Origin of the sequence: Hyphobacterium sp. (assembly GCF_965228115.1) — a bacterium.
Classification (GTDB): Bacteria; Pseudomonadota; Alphaproteobacteria; order Caulobacterales; family Maricaulaceae; genus Hyphobacterium.
Genome location: NZ_OZ245794.1, coordinates 2,707,214 through 2,732,177, shown reverse-complemented (window position 1 = coordinate 2,732,177; position 24,964 = coordinate 2,707,214). Strand labels below are relative to the sequence as shown.

General features: G+C 58.8%; 23 protein-coding genes. 7 read left to right on the top strand and 16 right to left on the bottom strand.

The window, feature by feature from the left end; all coding sequences use genetic code 11:
- The first annotated feature begins 3 nt into the window (after positions 1–3).
- The 4 genes from ACO079_RS13965 to ACO079_RS13950 all read left to right on the top strand — a co-directional run bounded on the left by ACO079_RS13965 (position 4) and on the right by ACO079_RS13950 (position 3,617).
- Positions 4–1,320 (top strand): hypothetical protein, encoded by a 1,317-nt coding sequence (locus ACO079_RS13965; RefSeq protein WP_421790912.1) that lies wholly within the window; start codon positions 4–6, stop codon positions 1,318–1,320.
- The gene (locus tag ACO079_RS13960; protein WP_421790910.1) at positions 1,317–2,174 is read left to right on the top strand and encodes a 50S ribosomal protein L11 methyltransferase; all 858 of its coding nucleotides are present in this window, start codon (positions 1,317–1,319) and stop codon (positions 2,172–2,174) included. Before ACO079_RS13965 ends, ACO079_RS13960 begins: the two co-directional genes overlap by 4 nt.
- Before the next feature lie 664 nt (positions 2,175–2,838).
- Positions 2,839–3,168 carry an ArsR/SmtB family transcription factor gene (locus tag ACO079_RS13955; RefSeq protein WP_421790908.1) on the top strand — a complete coding sequence of 110 codons (330 nt, stop codon included), beginning with the start codon at positions 2,839–2,841 and terminating at the stop codon, positions 3,166–3,168.
- Between the two features lie 11 nt (positions 3,169–3,179).
- Positions 3,180–3,617, top strand: a complete 438-nt coding sequence (locus tag ACO079_RS13950; protein WP_421790906.1) for an ArsI/CadI family heavy metal resistance metalloenzyme — start codon at positions 3,180–3,182, stop codon at positions 3,615–3,617.
- Here ACO079_RS13950 and ACO079_RS13945 read toward each other — a convergent pair.
- Entirely contained in the window at positions 3,614–3,772 is a 159-nt protein-coding gene (locus ACO079_RS13945; RefSeq protein WP_421790904.1) for a hypothetical protein, read from the bottom strand. The genes ACO079_RS13950 and ACO079_RS13945 overlap by 4 nt on opposite strands.
- A 141-nt stretch (positions 3,773–3,913) precedes the next feature.
- Between ACO079_RS13945 and ACO079_RS13940 the strand changes: the two genes are divergently transcribed.
- Positions 3,914–5,755 (top strand): aminopeptidase P family protein, encoded by a 1,842-nt coding sequence (locus ACO079_RS13940; protein WP_421790903.1) that lies wholly within the window; start codon positions 3,914–3,916, stop codon positions 5,753–5,755.
- Entirely contained in the window at positions 5,755–6,294 is a 540-nt protein-coding gene (locus tag ACO079_RS13935) for a hypothetical protein (protein ID WP_421790901.1), read from the top strand. The genes ACO079_RS13940 and ACO079_RS13935 overlap by 1 nt, the downstream gene beginning before the upstream one ends.
- On the opposite strand, the gene ACO079_RS13930 is transcribed toward ACO079_RS13935, so the two are convergent.
- Complete coding sequence (locus tag ACO079_RS13930) at positions 6,291–6,794, bottom strand: hypothetical protein (RefSeq protein WP_421790899.1); 504 nt, start codon at positions 6,792–6,794, stop codon at positions 6,291–6,293. The genes ACO079_RS13935 and ACO079_RS13930 overlap by 4 nt on opposite strands.
- A 133-nt stretch (positions 6,795–6,927) precedes the next feature.
- Here ACO079_RS13930 and ACO079_RS13925 point away from each other — a divergent pair, with 133 nt between their 5' ends.
- Positions 6,928–7,302, top strand: a complete 375-nt coding sequence (locus ACO079_RS13925) for an endonuclease domain-containing protein (RefSeq protein WP_421790898.1) — start codon at positions 6,928–6,930, stop codon at positions 7,300–7,302.
- 47 nt (positions 7,303–7,349) lie between these two features.
- Here ACO079_RS13925 and ligA read toward each other — a convergent pair whose 3' ends face one another.
- The 14 genes from ligA to mraY form a co-directional block, all read right to left on the bottom strand.
- Positions 7,350–9,458, bottom strand: a complete 2,109-nt coding sequence (ligA, locus tag ACO079_RS13920; RefSeq protein ID WP_421790896.1) for an NAD-dependent DNA ligase LigA — start codon at positions 9,456–9,458, stop codon at positions 7,350–7,352.
- Complete coding sequence (gene recN, locus ACO079_RS13915; protein ID WP_421790894.1) at positions 9,455–11,158, bottom strand: DNA repair protein RecN; 1,704 nt, start codon at positions 11,156–11,158, stop codon at positions 9,455–9,457. Before recN ends, ligA begins: the two co-directional genes overlap by 4 nt.
- 12 nt (positions 11,159–11,170) lie before the next feature.
- Positions 11,171–12,007: an outer membrane protein assembly factor BamD gene (locus ACO079_RS13910; protein WP_421790892.1), complete on the bottom strand. Its 837-nt coding sequence runs from the start codon at positions 12,005–12,007 to the stop codon at positions 11,171–11,173.
- Between the two features lie 89 nt (positions 12,008–12,096).
- A complete protein-coding gene (lpxC, locus tag ACO079_RS13905; protein WP_421790890.1) occupies positions 12,097–12,996 on the bottom strand; it encodes a UDP-3-O-acyl-N-acetylglucosamine deacetylase in 900 nt (299 codons plus the stop codon).
- A 126-nt stretch (positions 12,997–13,122) separates the two neighbouring features.
- A complete protein-coding gene (gene ftsZ, locus ACO079_RS13900) occupies positions 13,123–14,691 on the bottom strand; it encodes a cell division protein FtsZ (RefSeq protein WP_421790888.1) in 1,569 nt (522 codons plus the stop codon).
- Between the two features lie 109 nt (positions 14,692–14,800).
- The gene (gene ftsA / locus ACO079_RS13895; RefSeq protein WP_421790887.1) at positions 14,801–16,111 is read right to left on the bottom strand and encodes a cell division protein FtsA; all 1,311 of its coding nucleotides are present in this window, start codon (positions 16,109–16,111) and stop codon (positions 14,801–14,803) included.
- Complete coding sequence (locus ACO079_RS13890) at positions 16,108–17,007, bottom strand: cell division protein FtsQ/DivIB (protein WP_421790885.1); 900 nt, start codon at positions 17,005–17,007, stop codon at positions 16,108–16,110. The genes ftsA and ACO079_RS13890 overlap by 4 nt, the downstream gene beginning before the upstream one ends.
- On the bottom strand, positions 16,995–17,909 hold the full coding sequence (locus ACO079_RS13885; RefSeq protein WP_421790883.1) for a D-alanine--D-alanine ligase: 915 nt from the start codon (positions 17,907–17,909) through the stop codon (positions 16,995–16,997). Before ACO079_RS13885 ends, ACO079_RS13890 begins: the two co-directional genes overlap by 13 nt.
- Positions 17,906–18,829 (bottom strand): UDP-N-acetylmuramate dehydrogenase, encoded by a 924-nt coding sequence (gene murB / locus ACO079_RS13880; protein WP_421790881.1) that lies wholly within the window; start codon positions 18,827–18,829, stop codon positions 17,906–17,908. The genes ACO079_RS13885 and murB overlap by 4 nt, the downstream gene beginning before the upstream one ends.
- Positions 18,826–20,229: a UDP-N-acetylmuramate--L-alanine ligase gene (gene murC, locus ACO079_RS13875; protein WP_421790879.1), complete on the bottom strand. Its 1,404-nt coding sequence runs from the start codon at positions 20,227–20,229 to the stop codon at positions 18,826–18,828. Before murC ends, murB begins: the two co-directional genes overlap by 4 nt.
- Positions 20,230–20,243: 14 nt before the next feature.
- Positions 20,244–21,326, bottom strand: a complete 1,083-nt coding sequence (gene murG, locus ACO079_RS13870; protein WP_421790877.1) for an undecaprenyldiphospho-muramoylpentapeptide beta-N-acetylglucosaminyltransferase — start codon at positions 21,324–21,326, stop codon at positions 20,244–20,246.
- Positions 21,323–22,441 carry a putative lipid II flippase FtsW gene (gene ftsW, locus ACO079_RS13865; RefSeq protein ID WP_421790875.1) on the bottom strand — a complete coding sequence of 373 codons (1,119 nt, stop codon included), beginning with the start codon at positions 22,439–22,441 and terminating at the stop codon, positions 21,323–21,325. The genes murG and ftsW overlap by 4 nt, the downstream gene beginning before the upstream one ends.
- Positions 22,442–22,452: 11 nt before the next feature.
- A complete protein-coding gene (gene murD, locus ACO079_RS13860) occupies positions 22,453–23,853 on the bottom strand; it encodes a UDP-N-acetylmuramoyl-L-alanine--D-glutamate ligase (RefSeq protein WP_421790874.1) in 1,401 nt (466 codons plus the stop codon).
- Positions 23,854–23,857: 4 nt separating this feature from the next.
- Positions 23,858–24,964 (bottom strand): phospho-N-acetylmuramoyl-pentapeptide-transferase, encoded by a 1,107-nt coding sequence (gene mraY, locus ACO079_RS13855; protein ID WP_421790872.1) that lies wholly within the window; start codon positions 24,962–24,964, stop codon positions 23,858–23,860.

The window sequence follows — 24,964 nt, the reverse complement described above, 5'->3', positions numbered from 1 at the left end:
ATCTTGCCTTTTCAAACCATTCCGATTGACTCGCTAGTTGTGAACCCTGCTAATGACCGGCACGGTGAGCTTCAAAACGAAACGCTGGCTATTGCTTGGCTTTTTCGTCGAAACGAATCCCATATGCGCAATTTAGCGTCTGACATTGCTGAATCTGGCGGCATTTTCGAGGAGCCGCTTGTTTTAGCAGAGGCAGACAGTGAAACGTATGTGGTTTTTGACGGCAATCGACGAGTGACATGCCTTAAGCTGATTTTGGCTCCCGAATTGGCTCCCACCTCAGAGTTGAGAACTTTCTTTGGAGAGCTCAATTCGCGTCACGCAGCAAACATTTCCGACGGAGTCAGCTGTAGGGTCGAAACAGATCGAGAGATTATCGACGAAATCATTTATCGGCGACACACAGGCGTCCAAGGTGGTGTGGGCCAATCCAAGTGGGATGATCGTCAGAAAAGGACTTTCGTTGAACGAACAGGACGCGCTGACGGTGCCAATGTATCGGACGAAATCGAACGGCTTCTCAGAGAAGCTGACATGCTGCCAGATGCGGGACAAATTCCGCGATCGACTCTTCAACGGCTTTGTTCTTCCGAAGGACTACGCAATCGAATTGGCGTAAGCCTTCAACGAGGTCAGTTTCGCCTTACGCACGAGCCTGAACTAGTGTTGCCTGCACTTTCGCGGATTGCTCGTGATCTTGCGGCGCGGGAAGTCGTGTTAGGTGACTTGTGGAACAATGAAGGCAAGACGGCGTATCTGGATCGACTTAATCGCGAAGGGTTACTGCCGGACCCAAATAACGCAGTTGTTCAAACGCCAACAACTCCTGGCCGACGAGGCCGACCTCCGGTACGCCGACAACCTCGACAAAACAGACCCCACCTAATCCTGCCAGAAGATCATGGCGTGGTATGGATACCTGAGAACCAAAGACACCGAGACATTTGGGAAGAATTGCAATCGCGGCTGTTCTTGGCGCAACATCCTAATGCCATTGCCGTTTTATTGAGAGTTCTAATAGATTTGTCGACGCTGCACTGTGAACGTTCGATCTCCGAATTGAGCTTTGGTCGGCGCGATACACTAGCTCAACGCATGTTATCGTCAGCAGAAGCGCTTCGAAACAGCAATCGCTTAACTGCAAATGGTCGACGTTCCATCGTAGCGATAGCGGACACCGATACTCTTTTCTCGACACGTACAATGAATCAGTACGTCCATTCGGACACTATGTCGCCTGCACCGCAGCATTTGGTCGCAATTTGGGACTCCTCACGAGAATTTGTTGTTGCGTGCCTCAACAGCCATCATTCCGAATGACCCTCTGGAAACTTGTCTTCACCGGTCCAATGGGGCCGCTTTATGAGGCGGCTGAACGTCTGGGCAATGTCGATGATGACGCCCTGTCCGTCACCGTGTTCGAGGAAGACGAGGACGAGACGCAAGGCTGGCTGGAACTCTTGTATCAGACCGAGCCGGACGAGCCCGCTATCCGCAAAGCCGCTGATCTGGGCGCAGAACACACCGCCGACATCCAACCCCTGCCGGAAGAAGACTGGGTCACGCTGTCCCAAGCCGGTCTGCCGCCGGTGATCGCCGGGCGCTTTGCCCTGCATGGCAGTCATGATGAGGCGCCGGAGGGCAAGATCGCGCTGTTGATCGAGGCCGGCCCCGCCTTTGGCACCGGCCATCACGGTACAACGCGCGGCTGCTTGCTGGCGTTTGATGCGCTGTTGGAGGCTGGGATTGAACCGCAATCTGTGCTGGATGTCGGCACAGGAACCGGCGCGCTGGCGATTGCCGCACGCAAAGCCCTGCCCGATGCCGGTATTCTGGGCACCGACATTGATCCGGATGCGGTCGAAGAGAGCGAAAAAAACGCCGCCAAGAATGACGCGGCGGGCATTGATTTCATCACCGCAGACGGGTTCGACCATGTAAAACTGACCGCGCGCCAGTTTGATCTGGTGTTCGCAAATATCCTTGCCGCGCCCCTGATCGAGTTGGCACCGCTTATCGCGCAGGCCATGCACGACAACTCCATCGCCATCCTCTCGGGTTTGATGGAGCACCAGGAAGACAAAGTCGCCGCGGCTTATCTGAAACTTGGCCTGATGGTCGAACGCCGCGACCCGCTGGAGGGCTGGTCTACGCTGGTCGTGCGGCGGGGTTAGTGGGTGCTTCTGTCCTGCTGTCCTCCCCTGTTTTCGGGGGACGTGCCGAGCGAATGCGAGGCGGAGGGGGCTGGCGCGGCGTTCGCCCCCTCGGTCCTCCGGACCACTCCCCCCGCAAGCAGGGGGAGACATCTAAAAAGCTGGGATAACCCAAACTTATCCCCGCCCTCCAAACCTCCGCCATAATGCCCTCACCTCACGCCTTATGGAGCAGCGGGCTGCAGGCCGTCTGTAGATCTGGGTGAGAGGGGGATGCCTCGAGTGGGGGCGGTGTAACGAACCGTGTCCATGAAAGAGCGCCTGGGCGCGCGTCGTCTCCGGATGAACGGAGGCGTACGGGACACCCTTGCAGGACATGAGGATGGAACAGGTCTTCAGACGAGCCCGGCTAGAAAACCACGGGCAGTGACTCTGGAGAAACCGTCCATCAGTTGGGCACAAAGCATCGTGACCCATGCGGTTCGGCGGGCTGGTTGAAGCCATACCCTAAGCCGTCCCGGACAGGCGATAAGACATCCCGCGCGGGAGGCCTTGCGGCCACCCCAATACACATAGTTATCGGCTTGCGAGATCCCTCCCGCGCGCTGCTTCCTGAAGGGTCCACCCACGCCCCTGGACCCTACTCATCTTGACTCACTCTCTTTATTTCGATATTTCTCGATATATGGATAAACAAAACGCACTCAGTGCCCTTGGGGCGTTATCACAGGAAAGCCGGCTGGATGTGTTCCGCCTGTTGGTCCGCGCCGGAGATAATGGTCTGGCTGCAGGCGACATCGCCGCGTATCTGAATGTGCGGCAGAACACCATGTCCACACATCTGGGTATTTTGACCCGCGCCGGCATGATCCATCGCAAGCGCGAGGGCCGGTCCATCCGCTATGCCGCGAACTATGACGGGATGCGGGGACTGATTGTTTTTCTGATGAGTGATTGTTGCCGCGGTGTGCCGGAAATTGTCGGCCCGCTGGCGGATGAGTTTGCACGCGCCTGAAGGAGGCCGACATGAAACGCTTTCACGTCAATCTGACCGTCAAGGACATCGAAAAGTCTGTGGCGTTCTACAATGAGCTGTTCGCGACCACGCCGTCGGTTCTGGAAAAAGATTACGCCAAGTGGATGCTGGACGATCCGTTTGTGAATTTCTCGATCTCCACGAAGGGCGAGCATCACGGCATTGATCATATCGGCCTGGAGGCCGGGGATGAGGACGAGCTGGCGGAAATCCGCGAGCGTTTGGTGAAAGCTGACAGTCCGATTTTTGATCAGGAGGCGGTCAATTGCTGTTACGCCGCATCAAAGAAGGCATGGATCCGGGATCCCGATGGTGTGGCCTGGGAGACCTTCCACACCACCGGGCAAACCACGAATTATGGCGATGGCATTACGCCGGAACGCGCCCACTTCAAAGAGATTGAGGCGAACGGCCGGACCTGTTGCTAGCGGCGGCGGCCTTTGATGCCCGACGCGTCGAGATATGCGTTTACATCCGTCGTAGCAGCGCGGCGGCGGATGCCGGCACGGTCGCGGGTGCGATCAAGATGATGGCTCATAGCGTCGCCGCCATTGAGCGCGAAAAGCCAGTTGGTGGAAGACATTTTTAAAACTCCTGTTTGGACGGCGCATATGCGCCTCGCCGCCCGGTTTGAGGAGATCGAAAAAGTCATGACAGGCTTTCGCTTTTTGCATAGCTGATGGCAGCGTTGAAAGCCGCCCCCGCGCGGCGTAGTTTCCGCCGCATGACACATTACAGACCCCAATCTTTCGAGGTGAAGGGCGGCCCGCAATGGGGCCGGGACCACCTGCCGCTGCTCCGTGCAAAACTGGCCGAGGCCGGGCTCGATGGTTTCCTCATTCCGCATGAGGATGAGTACAATAATGAATACCTGCCTGATTGTGCCGAGCGCCTGGCCTGGGCGACGGGTTTTACCGGCTCGGCGGGCGCCGCGGTTGTGCTGACCGACAGGGCCGCGGTGTTTGTTGATGGCCGCTATACGGTTCAGGGACGCGAACAGGTCGATCAGAGCTTGTTCAGCCTGGAAGATCTGACCGGTGCCGGTGTCTCCGGCTGGCTTGCCAAGAATGCGGTTGCTGGCTCCCGCATTGGCTATGATGCCCGCCTGCACAGCCCGGATGCGCTGGACCGGTTGAAGCAAGGCGCAAAGAAAGCCGGCGCCGAGCTGGTGCCGGTCGAGATCAATCCGATCGATGCCGCCTGGGAGGACCGGCCTGCACCGCCCGCCGCGATGCTGCAGCCGCATCCGAGTCAATTTACCGGCGAAGATCACGCCGCCAAGCGCACCCGCATAGGCGAGGCTGTCGCGGAAGATGGCGCTGATGCGGCCGCCATAACAGCCCCGGCCTCCATTGCCTGGCTGTTTAATCTGCGCGGCGGCGATGTGATGCGCTCACCCCTGCCGCTCGGCGCGGCCATTATCCGCAAGGACGGCACGGCGACGCTGTTTGTGAACCCGGAAAAGGTCACAGACGAAGTTCGCTCACATCTCGGCAATGAAGTCGCCTTGAGACGGGAAAGCGAGTTTGAAGCCGGACTGAATGAACTGTCCGGCTCGAAAGTCAGCGTTGATCCGAGTTCCGCCTCGGCCTGGGTGTTTGATACGCTGCACGCGGCAGATGCCGAGATTGTCCGCCGGCGGGATCCGGTCGCCCTGCCCAAGGCGATGAAGAATGAGGTGGAGCTGAAAGGGGCTGCGGCTGCGCATGTCCGCGATGGCGGGGCGCTGGTGCGTTTCCTTCACTGGCTGGATACCGTGGCCCAATCGGGCGAGGTGGATGAAATCACCGCCGCGCAGAAACTGGCTGCCTTCCGCGGAGAGATCGCCGAATTACGGGACATTTCCTTCGACACCATTTCCGGCTTTGGCGCGAATGGCGCCCTGCCCCATTACCGCGTGTCGGAAGCGTCTAATCTGATGTTGTCTCCGGGTTCGCTCTACCTGGTCGATAGTGGCGGGCAATATCCCGATGGCACAACAGACGTCACCCGCACCGTGCCGATTGGCGAGCCGACGGCTGAAATGCGTGAACGCTTCACGCTGGTCCTGAAGGGTCATATCCAGCTGGCTTTGGCTCGCTTTCCGGACGGCACCAATGGCGGTCAGCTGGATGTGCTGGCGCGCTTGCCGCTTTACATGGCCGGCCTTGATTATGGTCATGGCACGGGCCATGGCGTGGGCAGCTTCCTTGGCGTGCACGAGGGCCCGCAGCGTATTGCCAAGGCGGGATCAGATGAACCGTTGAAGCCCGGCATGATCTGTTCGAACGAGCCAGGCTATTACAAGGAAGGCGAATACGGTATCCGGATTGAGAATCTCATTTATGTGACCGAACCTGCGAAGATCGAGGGTGGCGAGATCGAGATGATGGGGTTTGAAAACCTCACCTGGGCGCCGATCCATAAAGCGCTGATTGATGTCTCCATGCTGACACCGCAGGAATGCGCCTGGCTGGACGATTATCATGCCGGTGTGCGCGAACACATTTTGCCGCTGGTGGATGGCACGCCTGTCGGCGAGTGGTTGATCCGGGCCTGTGATCCGGTGTGCGGTGCTACGCCCTGATGCGAATTCTTGCCGTCATTGTGCTCGCCGCCCTGACGGCCGGCTGTTTCTATTCCGAAGAGGAATTGATCTCGCGGCGTCTCGCCGGAGAGCCTCTGGAGGCGGGCTTTTATGTCCACGCCCCAGTGGACCCCGAAACCGGTGAAGAATGGGCGGGTGCCACCTGGGAAGGCGAAATCCGACGCGGGCGCGGCATGCGCTATTATTCGCGCGTCGATGACTTCCCTCACAATAATTCCCGCTTTCGGTCCATGGGCGGCAATGTCTGGCTGGCACAAGTGCCCGCACGCGATGGGCCGGAGGCGTATTCCTATGGCCTGTTATGGGTCTATGAGGGCGGGGTGATCGCCTATCACATTCCTGATTGCACCACGCTGGCCGAAGCCGCCCGTGACGCGATTGGATTGTCACCCGACGAGGAAGGCTTGTGCCTCGTCGATGATCTGGGTGTTCTGGAACAAACGATGAGCGCTTATCTCGTCCAGTTCGAGGGCGAGGATATGCGCATTGACGGGATTTACCGGCGGGTGGGGGATTAGTCCTCGGCTGTTATTCTTTCGGCGTATGCGCGTTCAGCCGTTGTGAGACAATTTCTCCACAAAGTGTTGGGCGCTTCGGGAATTGACCGGCAAAAAACGGGCACCCAATCGCTGCCTACATACCTAAATCGCATGCCGATTCCGTATTGATACAGAAACCGTTGGTCGCCGGTTGCGTCGGAAAGGTATTGACGCGCCGTACGATATCCGATGCTAATCTCTTGCGGGTTTTCATCAGATATTTGAGGCAACCCCATTCGGAGGTATCCGAATTCGAAAGGAATATCATCCCTTACGACCCGACCTCCCAGCATTGAAAGCCGTGCATGAGACGGGATTTCGCAGTGTTGAAGGTATGAGTAGTCAGCTTGATCGTATTCCTCACCAAAACCCGTCACGTAAACAATGGGGCTTTCAAACACAGCTCTTTCGCGCTCAATAACGATATCAAGGAATTCGCAGATCATTGCCTGATCAATTTCAGGAATATCGTCGAACATTGGAAACTTATCCCGGATGTGAGCAATCTCACTATAATGGGGAAAGTGCCAAAAGTTAGACGCGAGGAGATTAGCTTCCGATCAGTTCAAATTTCCCTCTCCCCTCTTGAGGGGGAGAGGGTAGGGTGAGGGGGTGAGACACCCCCATCGCGATAAGGCCCGCAAGTTGAGGCGCAATCAGACAGACGCTGAAGGCAAGCTTTGGTACTTGCTGCGCAATCGAAATCTGGCGGGTCGGAAATTCAAGCGACAGCTTCCAGTTGGGCCGTTCATCACTGACTTCGCCTGTCTCGAATTAAAGCTGATTATCGAAGCCGATGGTGGCCAGCACGCCGATCTAAAAGCCTATGACGATGCACGCACGGCTTGGCTGGAAGGTGAGGGCTGGCGCGTTCTGCGGTTCTGGAACAACGACATTCTGACCAATATCGATGGTGTTGCCGAGACCGTCCTTGAAGCCATTCGCTATCTGGAAATGAACCCCTCACCCTCGAAACCGGATCAATGATCCGCTTTCTCCTCCCTCTCCCCTTAAAAGGGGCGAGGGAAATTGGATCACCCCCCAATCAATTCAAACCACTCATCTTCGGTGAGCGTTTCCACGCCCAGATCCTTGGCTTTTTTGAGTTTGGAGCCCGCGCCCGGCCCGGCCACCAGAATATCGGTTTTGCCCGAGACCGACCCGGAGACTTTGGCGCCCAGGGATTGGGCGCGCGCCTTGGCTTCATCGCGGGTCATGCGTTCCAACGAGCCCGTAAAGACAATCGTCTTGCCCGCGACCGGACTGTCATTGGCGACCGCTTCGGCGTCTTCAATCGTAATCTGGGCTTCGAGGCGTTCGAGCAGTTCCAGATTATGCGGCTCGGCGAAATAACGGCCAATAGCATCGGTGGCCGTTTCGCCAACGCCATCAATGCCCAGCAATCCTTCGCGCGCTTCGCCTTCATGGGCCGCTTCAACCGCCACAGCCTTGAAAGCCGCCCAACTGGTGTAAGCGCGGGCCAGCAAGCGAGCGGTCCCCTCGCCTACATGGCGGATGCCAAGCGCGTTCAGGAATCTTGCGAGGCCAATCGTGCGCCGGTCTTCAATGGCTGCAAACAGATTGCGGACTGATGTGTCACCCCAGCCTTCGCGCTCTTGCAGGGGCGGTGTAAGCGCGCCTTCAGCATTGCGGGCAGCCAGCGTGAAAATGTCGGCGGGCTCGCGGATTTCCTCCTCATCGAAGAAGGCTTCGATCTGTTTGGTGCCCAGCCCTTCAATGTCGAAGGACTGCCGCGCCACAAAATGTTTCAAATGCTCCTTGCGCTGGAAAGGACAGGCCAGCTCTCCGGTACAACGGCGCACCGCGTCCATCTTACCCGTGCGTTCATTGAACTCGCGCGCGGTTGGCGTTTGGAGCGGACAGGGACAGACATCCAGATGTTTGAATTCAGGTGCGCCCTGGGGGCGTTGATCCAGTAGCACTTCCACGACTTGCGGGATGACATCTCCGGCGCGTTGGATGACGACCGTATCGCCAATACGGATATCCTTGCGGGCGATTTCGTCTTCGTTATGCAGCGTGGCATTGGACACCACGACGCCGCCCACCGTGACCGGCTCCAACTTCGCGACGGGCGTCAGCGCGCCGGTTCGGCCGACCTGGATTTCAATATCATTCAGCTTGGTCGTGGCGCGTTCAGCCGGGAATTTATGTGCAATCGCCCAACGCGGCGCGCGCGAGACCTGACCCAGCCGTTCCTGATAATCCAGCCGATCAACCTTGTAGACGACGCCGTCAATGTCATAGCCCAGTCCGGCGCGTTTTTGTTCAATGCCGCGATAGGTTTCGAGAATGTCGTCCAGCGATCCCGAGCGGATCATGTCTGCATTGATCGAGAAACCCAGCTGCCCAAGCCGTTGAACGGCCTCAAACTGGGTGTCCGCCAAGGTTTCAGACACCTCCCCCCAGGCATAGGCATAAAAGCGCAGATCGCGGGACGCGGTGATCGTCGGATCAATCTGACGGAGCGAGCCCGCCGCCGCATTGCGCGGATTTTTGTATTCCGGTTTGCCGATCTCGCGCTGGCGCTCATTCAGCGCTGCAAAATCGGCATGGCTCATATAAACTTCGCCGCGCACTTCTAGCACGTCCGGCACATCCGCGGTCAGCGTATGCGGCACATCTTTCAGCGTTTTGAGATTGGCCGTGACATTCTCACCAGTCTCGCCATCGCCACGCGTTGCGCCGAGCACCAACTCGCCCTTTTCATAACGCAGGCTGGCAGACAGGCCATCAATCTTGGGCTCGGCGGTGAAGTAGACATTGTCGGAATCGGACAAGCCCAGAAAGCGCCGGACACGCTGGAAGAAATCGGCGACATCCTCGTCATTAAAGGCATTGCCCAATGACAGCATGGGCCGGGCATGGCGGACCTCGCCAAACTTGCCGGACGGGGCGACACCGACCCGTTGGGTCGGGCTGTTTTCGGTCTGAAGTTCAGGGAAGCGGGCCTCAATTCCTTCCAGCCGTTGGCGTAGCGCATCATAGGCGGCATCGGAGATTTTCGGCGCATCGTCCTGATAATAAGCCTTGTCATGCTTGCCGATTTCCGCGGCCAGCCGATCATGCTCGGCGCGCGCTTCCTCAGCCGTAAGATCAGGAACGTCTTTCAGCGCGCTCATACGGGCCTCATTAATTCGTCGGCCTGCGCCCGCGCGGCGTCCGTCACGTTTTCACCCGACAACATGCGCGCGATTTCCTCTCGGCGCTCCTCGCCAGTCAACGGCTTGAGCGTGGTTCGCACCCGGCCGTCCTTGGCTTCATGTTTTTCGATCTTCCAATGGTGATCGGCAATGGCGGCAACCTGAGGAGAGTGCGTGACAACCAGTGTCTGACCGGCATCCGCAATGCGTTTCAGGCGCTTGCCAACGGCGGCCGCAACGGCTCCACCAACACCCTGATCTACCTCGTCAAAGATGAGGGTCAGCCCGTCTTCACCCGCGGCCAGGCTGACCTTGATGGCCAGTGCAAAGCGCGATAGTTCGCCCCCGGATGCGATTTTGTCCAGCGGGCCAAAAGGCGTTCCCGGATTGGTCATCACCTCAAACGCCACCTTGTCGCGGCCGTCTGGCCCGGACCGGGTTTCATCGCTCTGGACGGTGGCCCGGAATTTGGCTTTCTCGAGCTTGAGCGGCGCCAGCTCTGACATAACGGCTTTGGCTAACGCGGTCGCCGCTTTTTCCCGGGATGCTGTCAGCTTAGTTGCTGCAACATCATAGGATTTTTCTGCGGCCTTGAGCGCTTTTTCTGCTTCCTTGACGCGGTCGTCCGCGTTTTCGATGGCCTCCAGTCGCTCGGCCAATTCATGCCGCAAACCCGGCAAATCCTCGACCTTCACGTCATGCTTGCGAGCCGCAGCGCGTAAACCGAACAAGCGCTCTTCAACCTCGTTGAGCCGTCCTGGTTCGATCTCGAATGCATTGGCCGCATCGTTCAGTGCATCTTCGGCTTCGGAAAATTCAATCAGTGAGCGGTCCAGCGCTCCGGTCGCTCGTTCAAGGGCTGCCCGGGCCTGGCCGGCTGTTCCCTCCTCGCCTTCACCCAGCGAGGTCCGGACCGATTCCAGACCACGCAATGCGCTGTTCAGCCTGGCTGATAGTCCGCCTTCTGCATCAAGCGCGCCGCGTGCCGCATCCAGTTCGCTTAACGCCTGTTCGGCATTCTGAAGAAATTTACGTTCTTCGGCCAGCGACGCCTCTTCGTCCGCAACCGGATCAAGGGCGTCGAGTTCTTCCAGCGCGTGCCGGAGAAATGAGTCCTGCTCAGCGGCAGATTGTCGATCCGCTTCCAGCCGGGTCAGACGCTCACGCGCAGCACTGAGGCCGACCCAGGCATCGGATACAGCCTTCCGCGCAGCCTCATTTCCCGCAAAGCTGTCCAAAAGCACACGATGGGTTTTGGGATCAAGCAATCCCCTTCCGTCATGTTGCCCATGCACCTCGACCAAACACTCGCCGATTTTCCTGAGCAAGGTCACACTGGCGGGTTGGTCATTGATCCAGGCCTGACTGCGGCCATCGCTCGTAACCCGCCTTCTCAGCACCAGAGCTTCGCCCGCTTCGACTTCCAGACCTGCGCCCTCAATCAATTCGAACACGGGATGGCCGGCAGGAATATCAAAATGGGCGGTCGCCTGGCCGTCATTGCCGGTGCCGCCCACCTGCGCGCGATCTGCCCGCTCGCCGGCTGCGAGTCCCAAGGCGCCCAGCAGGATGGACTTACCAGCGCCCGTCTCTCCCGTCAGCGCGCAAAGCCCGGACTCGAAACCGGCATCCAGCGTATCAATCAGAACAATATTGCGGACGGTGAGAGCAGAAAGCATCCTGCCTCCGGCCTAGCCGAACAGGCGGTCCATCGCCCGCTGCCAATAGGACGGATTCTCCGGCTCCAGATCCGGGTTCGGGATTGCGATCCCTTCTTCCGTCATGAGACGGTAAGTGTCTTCATACCAGGAACTGCCGGGGAAATTGTAGCCGAGCACCGCTGCTACTTCGGTGGCTTCCTGATCAATACCCAGGGCCACGTAAGATTCCACGATCCGGTGGAGCGCTTCTGGGGTGTGCGTGGTCGTCTCATACTCGCGCAATACATTCCGAAAGCGGTTGATGGCTGCGAGATAGAAACCCCGGCGCAGATACCAGCGGCCGATGCGCATTTCCTTGCCTGCCAGATGGTCGCGCGTCATGTCGATTTTAAGGCGGGCGTCCTGCGCATAGCGCGACGTTGGATAGCGGCGCACGACCTGCTCAAGCGCATTCAGCGCATTCAAGGTCGCTTGCTGATCCCGGCCTACATCCAGAATTTGTTCAAAATGGCTAATGGCCACGAGATAATAAGCGTAAGGCGCGCTGCGGTTACCAGGGTGCAGAGCGATAAAGCGCTCGGCATCAGAGATGGCTTCTTCGTAATTTCCGGCCTGATAATTGGAATATGCCGCCATCAACATGGCCCGGCGTGCCCATTCGGAATAGGGGTGCTGACGTTCGACCTCGTCGAACTGGTCGGCCGCATCGGTATAGCTGCGGCGTTCCAACTGCTGGATACCAGCCGCATAAATCGTTTCGACTTCCCGTTCGACATAAACAGTCTGCTCGGAGATGCGCCGGGACTGGCAGCCCATCAATACAGCCGCCGCAATCAACAGCAGAAGGCCACGCGTTAAAACGGTCATGCTCGCTCCGCAAAGAGGGTTTCATCGGTCGTGCCGATCAGATTCCGGGAACTTTGTAGCGTATGAGGGCCGGGCTTTAAAGCGCTCGTTCAGCCCTCTGCTGAGACCGCTTCCGGCAGGCTATCCGCATCCGCGTAGGACACCATTTTCCAAGCAGATTTGTCAGCCATGAGAGCGCGCACCGATGCCACATTGAGCGCATGTCCCGGCTGATGTGCAAAATAGCGTCCGAATATAGGTGCCCCTGCCAGCGCAAGGTCTCCCAACGCATCCAACGCCTTATGCCGGGCAAATTCATCGGCAAAACGCAATCCTTCTGGATTTGCAATACCGGAATCGTCAATCACAACGGCGTTGTCCAATGATCCGCCAAGCGCAAGCCCGGCTGCGTGCATAGCCTCGACATCCTTGCGGAAACCAAATGTCCGCGCTGCGGCCACGTCTTCGCTGAAGATGCGCTCGGAAATATCAAACGCATACCGTTGACGGCCGACCGTCGGGTGCGGGAAAGAAATCTCGACATCGATGGCCGGTTTCAAAGACGGCAGGAAAGTCGCCGTACGGCCCTGCATTTCGATCGATACTGGTTTCAGGACACGGATGACGCGCAAAGGCGCAGCCGTTTCCTTCAGACCTGCCTTCTCGATGAGTTCGACGAACGGGGCCGCTGATCCATCCATGGCCGGTGTTTCCGGACCATCGATTTCAATGACCGCATCATCCACGCCCAAACCGGCCAAGGCCGACATCAGATGTTCGACCGTTGCAACTTGTGCCCCTGCAGCGTTGGCGATGGTCGTACCAAGCCGGACGGTTGTAACATTTGAGATGTGAGCAGAAATCTGGTTGTCGCCGCTGAGATCGGTGCGCACAAAGCGAATGCCGGTTCCCGGCGCTGCAGGCTTCATAACCATGCGGACACGCTCGCCGGAGTGCAATCCAATTCCGGCGCAAACCGCCGCGCCTGCCAATGTTTTCCGGTAGCTCACGCCCAACCCCGCAAAAAACGCCACACACAAAATGTGCAAACTTCTTCGAGGCTTGTCTTATGCTGCGGTGCGGCAACCCACAATTAAAGCATTGTTGCTGATTGTTACGCTGTGAAAAGCAAGAGGTCAGTTCGCCTGACGCCGCAGGAAGGCCGGAATTTCCAGATCGGCGTCTTCACCATCCTCACCGAAAAGATCACCCGTTGCAGGGCGGCCCGTACCGGTTTCCATTTCGTCCCGCTCCCCACGCCGCGGTGCGGTTCTCGGTAATGGCGCAATGGATGGTTTCTTGCGTCTGCCAAACAAGGAAAACCCTTGTTTTTGTTCAGCTTCAATTTGGGATTCCAGCTCCACCCGCTCTGGCTGTTCGCCCTGTTCGATTTCGGCTTCAGGGCGAATATCGCCGGCCGCTTGCGCAACACGCTCCTGGTCCCGAATGACCTGGGGACGGGCATCCCGGTCGAGATAGGGGTCAGAAGCCTGGTCGGCCGCAAGGGGGTCGATCTCGACCTCGGCCTGATGCTGCGCCGAAGGCGCCGGGCGAAATTCCGGTTTCTCAGGTTGAAGCCGTTCAACCAACGGACCCTGCCGTTCCTGCCCGGCTGTTTGTTGCCGTCCCGGACGCTCGCCAACCCCTTCGCGTTTCCAGGGCAGAATTCCCGCGTGAGGGTCAATCTGCGCCGCGGGCGCACGGCCCTGGCCGCGGCGCGGATCGACGGCCGTTTGCCGTTCGGCATCGATACCGGTTGCAACCACGGAAACCCGCATTGTGCCATCGAGCGCTTCGTCAAAGGTCGAACCAATGATGATGTTCGCATCAGGGTCAACCTGATTGCGAATCTCGTTCGCCGCCTCGTCAACCTCATAAAGCGTCATGTCATAGCCGCCGGTGATGTTGATCAAGACACCGGTCGCCCCTTCCAGAGACACATCATCCAGAAGCGGATTGGCAATAGCCGCATGCGCCGCTTCGGTCGCGCGCTTCTCGCCCGAGGCTTCGCCCGTGCCCATCATGGCTTTGCCCATCTCGTTCATCACAGCACGAACGTCCGCAAAGTCGAGATTGATCAGGCCGGGCATCACCATCAGATCCGTTATGCCGCGGACGCCGGATTTCAGCACATCGTCCGCCATCTGGAAGGCTTCAGCGAAGGTGGTTTTTTCTGTCGCGATGCGGAAGAGGTTCTGGTTTGGAATCACAATCAGCGTATCGACATGTTCCTGAAGCTGCTCAATTCCGGAATCTGCCAGACGCATCCGGCGGGACCCTTCAAACTGGAACGGTTTGGTGACAACGCCGACGGTCAGAATGCCTTGCTCGCGGGCAGCGCGCGCGATGACCGGCGCCGCGCCAGTGCCTGTGCCGCCGCCCATGCCAGCGGTGATAAACACCATATGCGCCCCGGCCAGGTGCTCCATGATCTCTGGCAAGGAATCTTCCGCAGCCTGCTCACCGATCTCCGGCCGGGCCCCTGCCCCCAGACCTTCAGTAATGGCCGCACCCATCTGCACCCGGCGTTCTGTCTTCGATCGGGTCAGCGCCTGTGCATCGGTATTTGCAACCGCAAAGTCGACGCCTTCCAATTCTGACTCGATCATATTGTTGACGGCGTTTCCGCCGGCGCCGCCGACACCAAACACAAGAATGCGCGGGCGGAGCTCAGTGGTTTCGGGGACGCTGATATTCAGGGGCATGGCGGATCCGTATACGAAGCCTAAAGGTTAACACGAGATTCGGCCTCAATGTCGGCTTGCAGCGCTTAATCGGCGGTTAAATCCACAGAAATCTTTGTGAAAGTTTCAACTAGAAACTTTCAGCCAACCAACGCCAGACTGATGTTTTCTGTTGGGACCCGCCTTTGCGGTGACGCAATCGCGGCGCGTTCAAACGCGGCGGACCGGCGATGGCTTCGGCAGCGCCTCTTGTTTCACGCAGGATAATTCCGGAGGCAACCGAGAACCCGGGACCGGAGACGGCATCGCCAAGACCTGACACGCCATGCGGAGCCGCGAGGCGCGCCGGGCGACCGAAAACCCGTTGAGCAATTTCCTTAGACCCCGGCAATTGCGCAGCTGCACCGGTCAAAACGACACGATGGTCCTGATTGACCCGGCCGCTGATATCCAGCTTGTCCCGAAGCAGCTCAAATGTTTCTTCCAATCTTGGGCGGATAATGGAATTCAGCATGGAACGCGGAGCCGCATTCATGCGGTCGCCATCGCCCGCCACTGGCGGAACCTCAATCATCTGCCGGTCATCGCTAGGACTTTCCAGCGCGGACCCGTAGAGGATTTTGATCCGCTCGGCGGCCGCAACCGGGGTTTGAAGCCCGCGGGCCAAATCGCTGGTGACATGACGCCCGCCGACTGGTGCCGCGCTAACGCGCGCGAGAGCGCCATTGGCGAAGACTGCGGCCGAGCTGGTCTCTGCCCCCATATCGATCAGGGTCGCGCCGAGCGCTATTTCATCATCGGTCAGTGCGGCCAACCCGGCGGCGTAAGGCGCAGCCACAACATTTTTCAAATCCAGATGGCAGCCTTCAAGGCAGGTCAGCAAATTTCGCAGAGGCCCGACAGGCGCCGTGACGATGTGCATATTCACGGCCAACGTGCGGCCATACATGCCGCGTGGATCGGACACCTCGTCCTGGCCATCGACCATCCAAGAGATGACAATGGCGTGGAGGATCACCTCGTCGGCGCGCTGAAATTCGGCAATCGCAGCATCCTGCAAGCGGCGCATATCCCGTTCGGTGATTTCACTTCGGGCGATCGGAGATTCCAGCGTCACGCCTTCCCCGCGGACGCGGGCGGCCGTCAGAGCGACACTAACCTGGCTGACAGCTTCGCCGGCCATGCGCTCGGCGCGCTGGACGGTCTCGCGGATGTTTTTGCGAACCAGCTCCAGATCCGCAATCACGCCACCTTTCATGCCGCGCGCCGATTGATGCCCCACACCGATTACCCGAGGCCGCGGCCCTTCAGCGGTTTGTTCGGTGCGAGAGATAAAGCAGACGGTCTTGGACGAGCCGAGATCCAGCGCGGCACACAAGCCTGGGTTTGACGGCGCGGGCGCTCCCGGGCTTTTGGGAGACAGGAAGGAGAACAGGCTCACGCTTCGCGCTCCCGCATGCGTTCGGCGCGGGCCCGCACAATCATTTCGCCGGGCTGGCGCAGATCAATGCTCTCTGCATCAAGACGCAAGACGCCCCGCTCTGCGTGCATGGCCGCCAGCAGGGCCAAAGCCGCACCCATTTCGTTCTCCGGCAATTTGATATCCAGCCCGTTGGTCATGCGGAGATTCCAGCGGCGATCGCCAACCCGCACCATCGCGCTTATGCGTTCACCGATCTCGGAATGATGATCGAGCAATTCGATCAGAGCTTCAGCCTCGCCATTTGCTCCGGCGCCGACAACCAGCGGCAGTTCTGGCCAATCGCTCGCATTGGCCTCGCCCAAGACGGAACCATCGCGATCAATCACATGTATATCGCCTTCAATCTGCCACAACGCGAATTCAGAGCGTGGCTGAACGACCACGGCAATCTGGTCCGGCCAGAGGCGGATGACACTCGCTTCGCGAACCCAGGGCAGCGCTTCGACAGAAGCGCGCGCTTCAACCGGGTCAAAATTCAACATGGGCTGGCCGCGATAGGCCCCGATGGCGGCAGCCACTTCGCTGGCCTGTTCGGGTTCGACCCCAGAGACGTCAATGGTTTCGACAGCCCACCCCATGGCGGCGGTGCGATGTTCGGCCATTTGTTGGGCGGAGGCAGCCGCATCATCCAGCGCACCGAAAATATAAAGACCGCCAATAATCAGCGCGACAAGCGCCACGCCGAGGCCTGCGACAAGACGTGCGGCATTGGCGGCGCTATAGCGGGCACCGCGCAACCGGGCCTGGACCCAGTTGCTAAAACGCCGCGGCGCGGACGCTGCGGCGGTTTGCTTTGCGGGTGATTTGCGCCGCGTCGGCTTTCGCCGCGCAGGAGCGCGCTTCACCTTGGACATGTCGCATCCTCCGCCATCCATTGAACGAGATCGTCAAATTCAATCCCGTTCCACGCCGCCTGTTCGGGGGCGAGGGAAGTCGGAGTCATGCCCGGTTGGGTGTTAATTTCGAGTAACCATAGCGGATTTGTATCCCGCTCATTGTAGCGGAAATCCGACCGCGTCAGCCCGCGACAGCCCATGGCCTCATGCGCGATCAGGGCAAGTCGCTTTGCTTCATCCGCGATGGCCGCAGGAATCCTGGCTGGAATCTCGTGGACCGAGCCACCCGCAGCGTATTTGGCTTCATAGTCATAGAAACGCGTTTGCGGGATGATTTCAGTGACGCCCAAGGCTTTGTCGCCCATGACGGCTACCGTCAGCTCCCGGCCGGGGATAAATTTCTCCGCCAGCATTACATCGCTAAACGACCAATCCTTGGCCGCCAGCTCGACCGGTGGCCGATTAGAGCCTTCCGGCACAATGAAGACGCCGACGGACGATCCTTGCGCATTCGGCTTCAAGACATAAGGCGGTTCGTAGACATGCTCTTTCGCGGCTTCGAAGCGGTCGACCAGCTTGCCTTCCGGGCAGGTCGCGCCGAAGACCTCCAGAACCGCTTTGGCGCGTTGTTTATCCATCGCTAGTGCTGAGGCGAGCACGCCGGAATGCGTATACGGCGCGCCATAATGTTCGAGAATGCCCTGAACCTTGCCGTCCTCGCCCCATTCGCCATGCAGCGCATTGAAGACGACATCTGGCGAAGCTTCGGTGAGTTGCTGGCCCAGTTGCCGGGTCGGGTCGATTTCCACGACATCCCAGCCTTTCCGGCGTAGCGCATCGGCACACGCCTTGCCAGAAACCAGCGATACTTCGCGTTCAGCGGATAGCCCGCCGAGCAGAACAGCAATACGTTGGGTCACGAGGCTTTCTCCACGCCGATACGGCGCACCTCCCAGTGCAAATCGATGCCAGTGGCCGATTTGATATCGGCGAGGGCGCCCTCGCCGACCGCTTCCAGATCGGCTGCGCTGGCCGTGCCATCATTGATCAGGAAGTTGGCGTGCTGTTCAGAGAACCGTGCCCCGCCGATGCGTTTGCCGCGCCAGCCGGTCTGGTCAATCAGCTTCCAGGCCTTGCGCTGGTCGGGCGTGCCGGGCGGGTCGGGGTTCTTGAATGTCGAACCAGACGTCTTCTCGCGGATCGGCTGGGTTTCTTCACGCCGCGATGTGATCTCCGCCATACGCGCGTCTATTGCCGCAGGATCATCCGCCGTGCCCTGGATTGTCGCTTCGACGAAGATCCAGTCGTCCGGCGCCTCAGAATGGCGATAGGCATAGCCCAGCTCATCCGGCTGGACGATCAGGCGGCGGCCCATCCGGTCCAGCGCCACAGCTTCGACCAGCACGTCGCAGGTCTCGGTTCCATAGCAGCCCGCATTCATGCGGATGGCTCCACCGATCGCGCCGGGGACGCCAGTAAAAAACTCAAGGCCCGCAATGCCCTCTTTCGCCGCGGTTTGGGCAACCTTCTTATCGAGTGCCGCGGCACCAGCTTTCAGACGATTTTCGCCGACGGCCTCGACCTTGGCGAAAGCAGCGGTCAAGCGCACGACCACACCGGGCACGCCGCCATCGCGCACCAAAGTGTTGGAGCCTGCACCAAGGATCTGGACCGGCACATCGTCGGATGTCTCGGCGAGGAAATTCGCCAGATCTGCCTCGTCAGCCGGCAGGAACAAGACCTCGGCCGGACCGCCAACACGCAGCCAGGTCATATCGGCCAGTGGAGCGTTTTCAATCAACTTGCCGCGAACGGGCGGGAGGCGATGGGTGACGCTCACCCCACTTTCTCCAACTCTCCCGGGAGCGCATAGGCCCAACCTGTAATGTCACCGGCACCCAGACAGATGATCACATCCCCCTCTCCCGCGCGTTCCGCGACGGCGGCTACGACCGTCTCACGGGTCGTCGTATGCGCATCACGATGGCCGTGCGCGCGCAGTCCTTCAACCAGATGGTCAGCATCGGCGCCAGGGATTGGCTTCTCGCCAGCTTCAAAGACTGGCGTAATGAAGACGCTGTCGGCATCGTTGAAACAGGTACAAAAATCCTCGAACAGATCGTTCAGGCGGGTATAACGGTGCGGCTGAGCAATCGCGATGACCTTGCCCTTGGCGGCCTGGCGCGCGGCTTTGAGAACGGCTGAAATCTCAACCGGGTGATGGCCATAATCATCAATGATATCGGCACCCTGCCACTCGCCCGTCTTGGTGAAGCGGCGTTTCACACCGCCAAACCCTTCAAGAGCTGATTTGGCCGCGGCTTCATCCGCGCCGAGTTCGCGGGCGACCGCCAGAGCCGAAAGCGTATTCAGCACGTTATGCTCGCCCATCATCGACAGGAAGACCCCGTCCCAGCGTTCAGAATGGCCATTGTCACAGAATATGACGTCGAACTTTGACCATTCAGGCGTCATCTCGAGGTTTTCTGCGCGCACATCCGCTTGTGGATTGAAGCCATAGGTGATGACACGGCGGTCAGTGACCCTCGCGGCCAGCGCTTGCACTTCCGGGTGATCCGTGCACAGAACGGCAAAGCCATAGAAGGGCAGGCCTTCGACAAACTGCCGGAAGGCAAAGCGGAGCGTGTCGATATCGCCGTAATGCTCCATATGCTCCGGGTCGATATTGGTAATGATGCCGATCGTGGCGCGGAGCTTCAGAAACGAGCCGTCACTCTCATCGGCCTCCACGGCCATCCAGTCGCCCTCGCCCATTTTGGCGTTCGAGCCATAGGCGGAAATGATGCCGCCATTGATGACGGTGGGGTCGAGCCCGGCGGAATCCATCAATGCCGCCAGCAAGGATGTTGTGGTGGTCTTCCCATGGGTTCCTGCAACTGCGACGGAATATTTCAGCCGCATCAGCTCTGCGAGCATTTCTGCGCGTCTTACGACCGGAATTTTCTTTTCCCGGGCCGCCAGCAATTCTGGATTGTCCGGCTTGATGGCGGTTGAAACCACGAGCGCTCCCGCGCCTTTCACATTTTCTTCCGAATGACCGATGTGGATTTCCGCGCCCTTTTCGCGAAGGCGGGCGACGTTCGGATTTTCCTTGATGTCAGAACCCTGAACCTTGTAGCCGAGATTGAGCATCACCTCGGCAATGCCGCTCATACCTATACCGCCAATGCCGACAAAATGCATGGGACCGACACGGATAGGCAGAGCATTGGAGGGCATGGTTCGTCTTTTCCTTATACGAGCGCAGCCAGCGCCTGTGCGAATTCCTTGCCAGCCTCGGGCTTGCCTTTGGCGTGGGCTTTGGCGGCGCGGCGTTGGAGTTCCGCCGGGTCCGATAGACGGGTCTCAAGCAGTTGGGTCAGCTCTTCAGAAGAGAAGGCATGTTCCGGGATAGCATCTGCCGCCCCGGCCTCAACCAGGTGTGCGGCATTGCCGGTTTGGTGGTCATCCATGGCAATCGCGAGCGGAATGAAAATAGCCGGACGGCCCACGCAGGCGATTTCAGACACGCTCGACGCACCTGCTCGTGCGATCACCAGATGCGACGTCGACAGCCGCGCCGCCACATCGGTGAAGAAAGGCTCGCAAACGGCGTCAACGCCGGCGTTTGAGTAAATGTCCCTGGCCATATCCAGGGATTCCTCGCGGGTCTGTTGGGCAACAACAAGGCGGGAACGCAGCGATTCCGGGAGTTTGGCGACGGCTTGCGGCACGGTCTCCGATAAGATGCGCGCGCCCATACTGCCGCCCAACACAAGAAGCAGGAGCTTTCCGTCAGTCGCGGGAAAGGCGTCTTCCCGCGCTTCAATAATGGGTTGGCGAACCGGGTTGCCAAGAACCTGGTGCGTTGCCGCTTCCGGCAAGCGATCCAGCCGGTCAAAGCCCGAGGCGACGAAACCAGCCGTTTTCGCAAACACGCGATTGACCCGGCCCAGAACCGTATTCTGTTCATGAATAGCGAAGGGGATGCGTTTCTGTTGGGCCGCCAACAAGGCTGGGAAAGCCGGATATCCTCCAAAGCCAGCGACCACATCCGGCTGCCACTGCTTGATAATTCGACGGCAATCGCGCCACCCGGAGAACAGTTGCAGCCAGGCGGTGGCCAGCTTGATCGGGTTCTTCGTGATCGGGCTGGCCGCCTTGATGACGTCGATGGATAACGCCGGAAACCCGTCTGTGTGTTTGAACCCGCGCGCATCGGTGATCAGGCGAACCTCCCAGCCAAGATCCACCAATTCCTGTGTTGCCGCGCGTGCCGGGAAGATGTGTCCGCCCGTGCCGCCTGCTGCGATCAATGCCCTTCTGGGTGTGCTCATGCGCGCAGATACGCGCCCGGCCGCCTGCGGGTCAATGCCAGCATCAGTCCCGCGCCCAGCGCGAGGGCCAGCATGGACGAGCCGCCATAAGAGATGAAAGGCAAGGTCATGCCTTTCGGCGGAATGAGATCGAGGTTCACGCCGATATTAATGACCGACTGCAAGGCGAATTGTAGCGCCAGTCCTGAAACCGCTAGCTGTGCGAAATGATCTGTCAGCCTCAATGCATTCAACCAGGCCCGTGCGACCAGAATGGCGAACAAGCCAATGATCGACAACGAAGCAATCAAACCGAATTCCTCTGCGGCGACGGCGAGGATAAAATCGGACTGAGAGTCAGGCAGGTTCCATTTCACAATTCCTTCTCCCGGTCCGACACCAAACACCCCGCCACGCGAAATAGCTTCGATAGCAGTATCGGTCTGGTAGGTCTCACCGGCATCGGGATTGAGGAATCGTTCTACACGGGTTGCAACATAGGGGAGGAAGAGCCAAGCGGAGACGACGCCAGCGGTCGCCGTCGTCGCCAGGCCGAGCATCCAGCGCAAATTAAGGCCGGCGACAAAAAAGACGCCGCCGAAAACCAGCGTGATGAGGATGGACTGTCCGAAATCGGGCTGCTGCATCAGCAAAACCACGCTGGTAAGATAAAGTCCGAAGGCGATCACCCGCCCGGGAATAGGTGCGCCATTGCGCGCTTCTGCAAACAGCCAGGCGGCGATGACGATCAGTGAGGGCTTGAGAAACTCCGACGGCTGCAGCGAGAAACCCGCGAAATGAAGCCAGCGCGAAGCGCCACCGACTTCATGTCCCCTGATAAGCGTTACAACGATCAGCGCCAGTGAACCGACCAGGGTCAGCGCGCAAAGCCGCCTGATGCTTCGCCGATCCAGCAGGGATACAAAGATCAGTCCAATGACACTTAAAACCGCGAAAACGCTGTGACGGTAGAGGAAGTGGAAGGGATCGGAAATGTTCTCGCGAACAGCGGCCGCCGGGCTGGAAGCGAGCGATAAAATCAGGCCGACGCTGATCAAAGCGAACACCACGAAGAGCATGGTGCGGTCGATCGACCTCCACCAATCGCCAACACTGCGGGCCTCTATGACGACCATTTGCTCGCCCCTTACGCGCTTCCGATCCGCGCTTTCGCCAGCACGCGGAAAACATCTCCGCGGTGCTCGAAATCCTTGAACTGATCGAAACTCGCGCAAGCAGGTGAAAGAAGAATGACCGGCGCTTCATGACCTCCAGTCGCGGCGTCGCTCGCGGCCAGATCCATCGCATTTTCCAGGGTTCCAGCGATTTCATGCGGCACCGCACTTCCCAGCGTGGCCGCGAATTCCTCAGCCGCTTCGCCGATCAAATACGCCTTGGCAATGTTCGCAAAGTAGGGTGCCAGCGAGCCAATCCCGCCTTCTTTCTTGCGTCCCCCGGCGATCCAGAAAATATCTGTAAAGCTGGCCAAGGCTTTGGCCGTCGCTTCAGCATTGGTGGCTTTCGAATCGTTCACATAGCGCACGGATTTATGAGTGCCGACCAGTTCCAGCCGATGGGCTAGGCCGGGAAAGCTTTTGATGGCCTCTGTGATGGTTTCTGCTGGCAGTCCAAGCTGGCGAGCCGCCGCGTAGGCAGCGGCGATATTCTGTGCGTTGTGTGCTCCCGGCAGAGTGGGAACGGTTGCAAGATCGAGAACCTCATGTGCGGGCGTCAGCATTCCATCGAACAGTTTTGATCCGACTGCATAGACGCCGTGGCTCAGAGAGCGGCCGGAGGAAATGGCGATAAGCTCGCGATCTTTCGCCGCTTTGAGCTTCGAGAAGACCGCAACCGAGTAATCATCGTCAACACCCACAATGGCCGCGCCGTCCGGTGTCTGATTTGCAAAGATACGGAATTTGGCGGCTCGATAGCCTGCCATATCACCATGCCGGTCGAGATGGTCCTCTGACAGGTTCAACCAGATCGCAATATCGCAACTCATCGAATGCACCAGGTCGAGCTGATAGGAGGACAGCTCCAACACGAAGACGGTGCTTAAGCGCGGCGGGTCGAGGGTAAGAACCGCATCGCCGATATTGCCGCCAATTCGGGTGTCGATACCCGCCTTTTTCAGGATGTGGCCGATGAGAGCGGTTGTCGTGGACTTCCCATTGGTCCCGGTAATCCCGATGATTTTTGGCCGGCGGTCTTCCAGCAGAGCCGCCATTGCTTGAGCAAAAAGCTCCATATCGCCGAGAACCGGGACGCTATGCGCGCCGGCGGTTTTCACCAGCCGGTGCGGTTCGGGATGAGTTAACGGCACACCGGGCGACAAAACCAGAGCCCTGATCTCGGTCCAATCCGCGCGGTCAAGATCGATAAGCGAGAACCCCGCTGATTGAGCCTTGGTGCGCGTTTCCGCGTTATCGTCCCAAGCCAGCACGTTTGCGCCGCCAGCCTGGAGTGCTTCAACGGTTGCCAATCCGGTCCGTCCCAGGCCGAAGACGGCCACGGCCTGATCTTCATATCCAGGAACGGGAATCATCGATTTAGCGGAGCTTCAGTGTGGAGAGACCGATCAGGGCCAGGATCACGGCGATGATCCAGAAGCGAACGACAATTGTCGATTCCTGCCAGCCCTGTTTTTCGAAGTGATGGTGGATTGGCGCCATTTTAAAAACGCGCTTGCCGAACATTTTAAAGCTGGCGATCTGAACAATCACCGAGACGGCTTCCAGCACGAAAAGCCCGCCGATGATGGCGAGGACAATTTCGTGTTTCACCGCCACAGCAATGGTGCCGATCGCGCCGCCCAAGGCCAGCGAGCCCGTATCTCCCATGAACACCATGGCCGGTGGGGCATTATACCAGAGAAAGCCAAGTGACGCGCCGAGAAGGGCGCCGCAGAAAACTGCCAACTCGCCGGTTCCAGGCGTAAAATTGAGTTGCAGATAATCGGCGAAAACGAAGTTGCCGACGACATAGGCGATAAAACCAAAACTGGCGGCGGCGATCATCACCGGAACAATCGCCAGCCCATCCAGCCCGTCGGTCAGGTTCACAGCGTTCGACGCGAAAGCAATCACCAATGTCCCGAAAATCAAGAAAAACGGACCCAGCGGGATCAACACATCCTTGAAGAAGGGAATAGCAACGGAGGTTGCGAAACCTTCAGGAACGTCGGGCGCCTGGGCGAGCAGTGCCGTCATCCACCAGATCGCAATCCCGCCAATGATGAACTGGAATAGCAGCTTCATCCGCCCGGAAATGCCAGCCGAGGATTTTTGGGTCACCTTGCGGTAATCATCCACAAATCCAATTGCGCCATAGCCGATGGTCACGAACAGAACGACCCAAAGGTATTGGTTCGACAAATCTCCCCAAAGCAGCGTGCCGACTGTAATCCCGACGAGAATCAGAAAACCGCCCATGGTGGGCGTTCCGGCTTTTTCCAGAATATGGCGTTCAGGCCCATCATCCCTGATGGGCTGCCCTTCTTTCTGCTTCTTCTTCAGCCAGCGAATGAAGGGCGCGCCGCCCAGAATTGTGATCAGCAGCGCCGTCATCAGCGCCGCGCCGGTTCGAAATGTGATGTAGTTGAGCAGATTGAAGAGCGCGAACTCTTCAGCGTACGGCAGAAGTAGCCATTCCAGCAT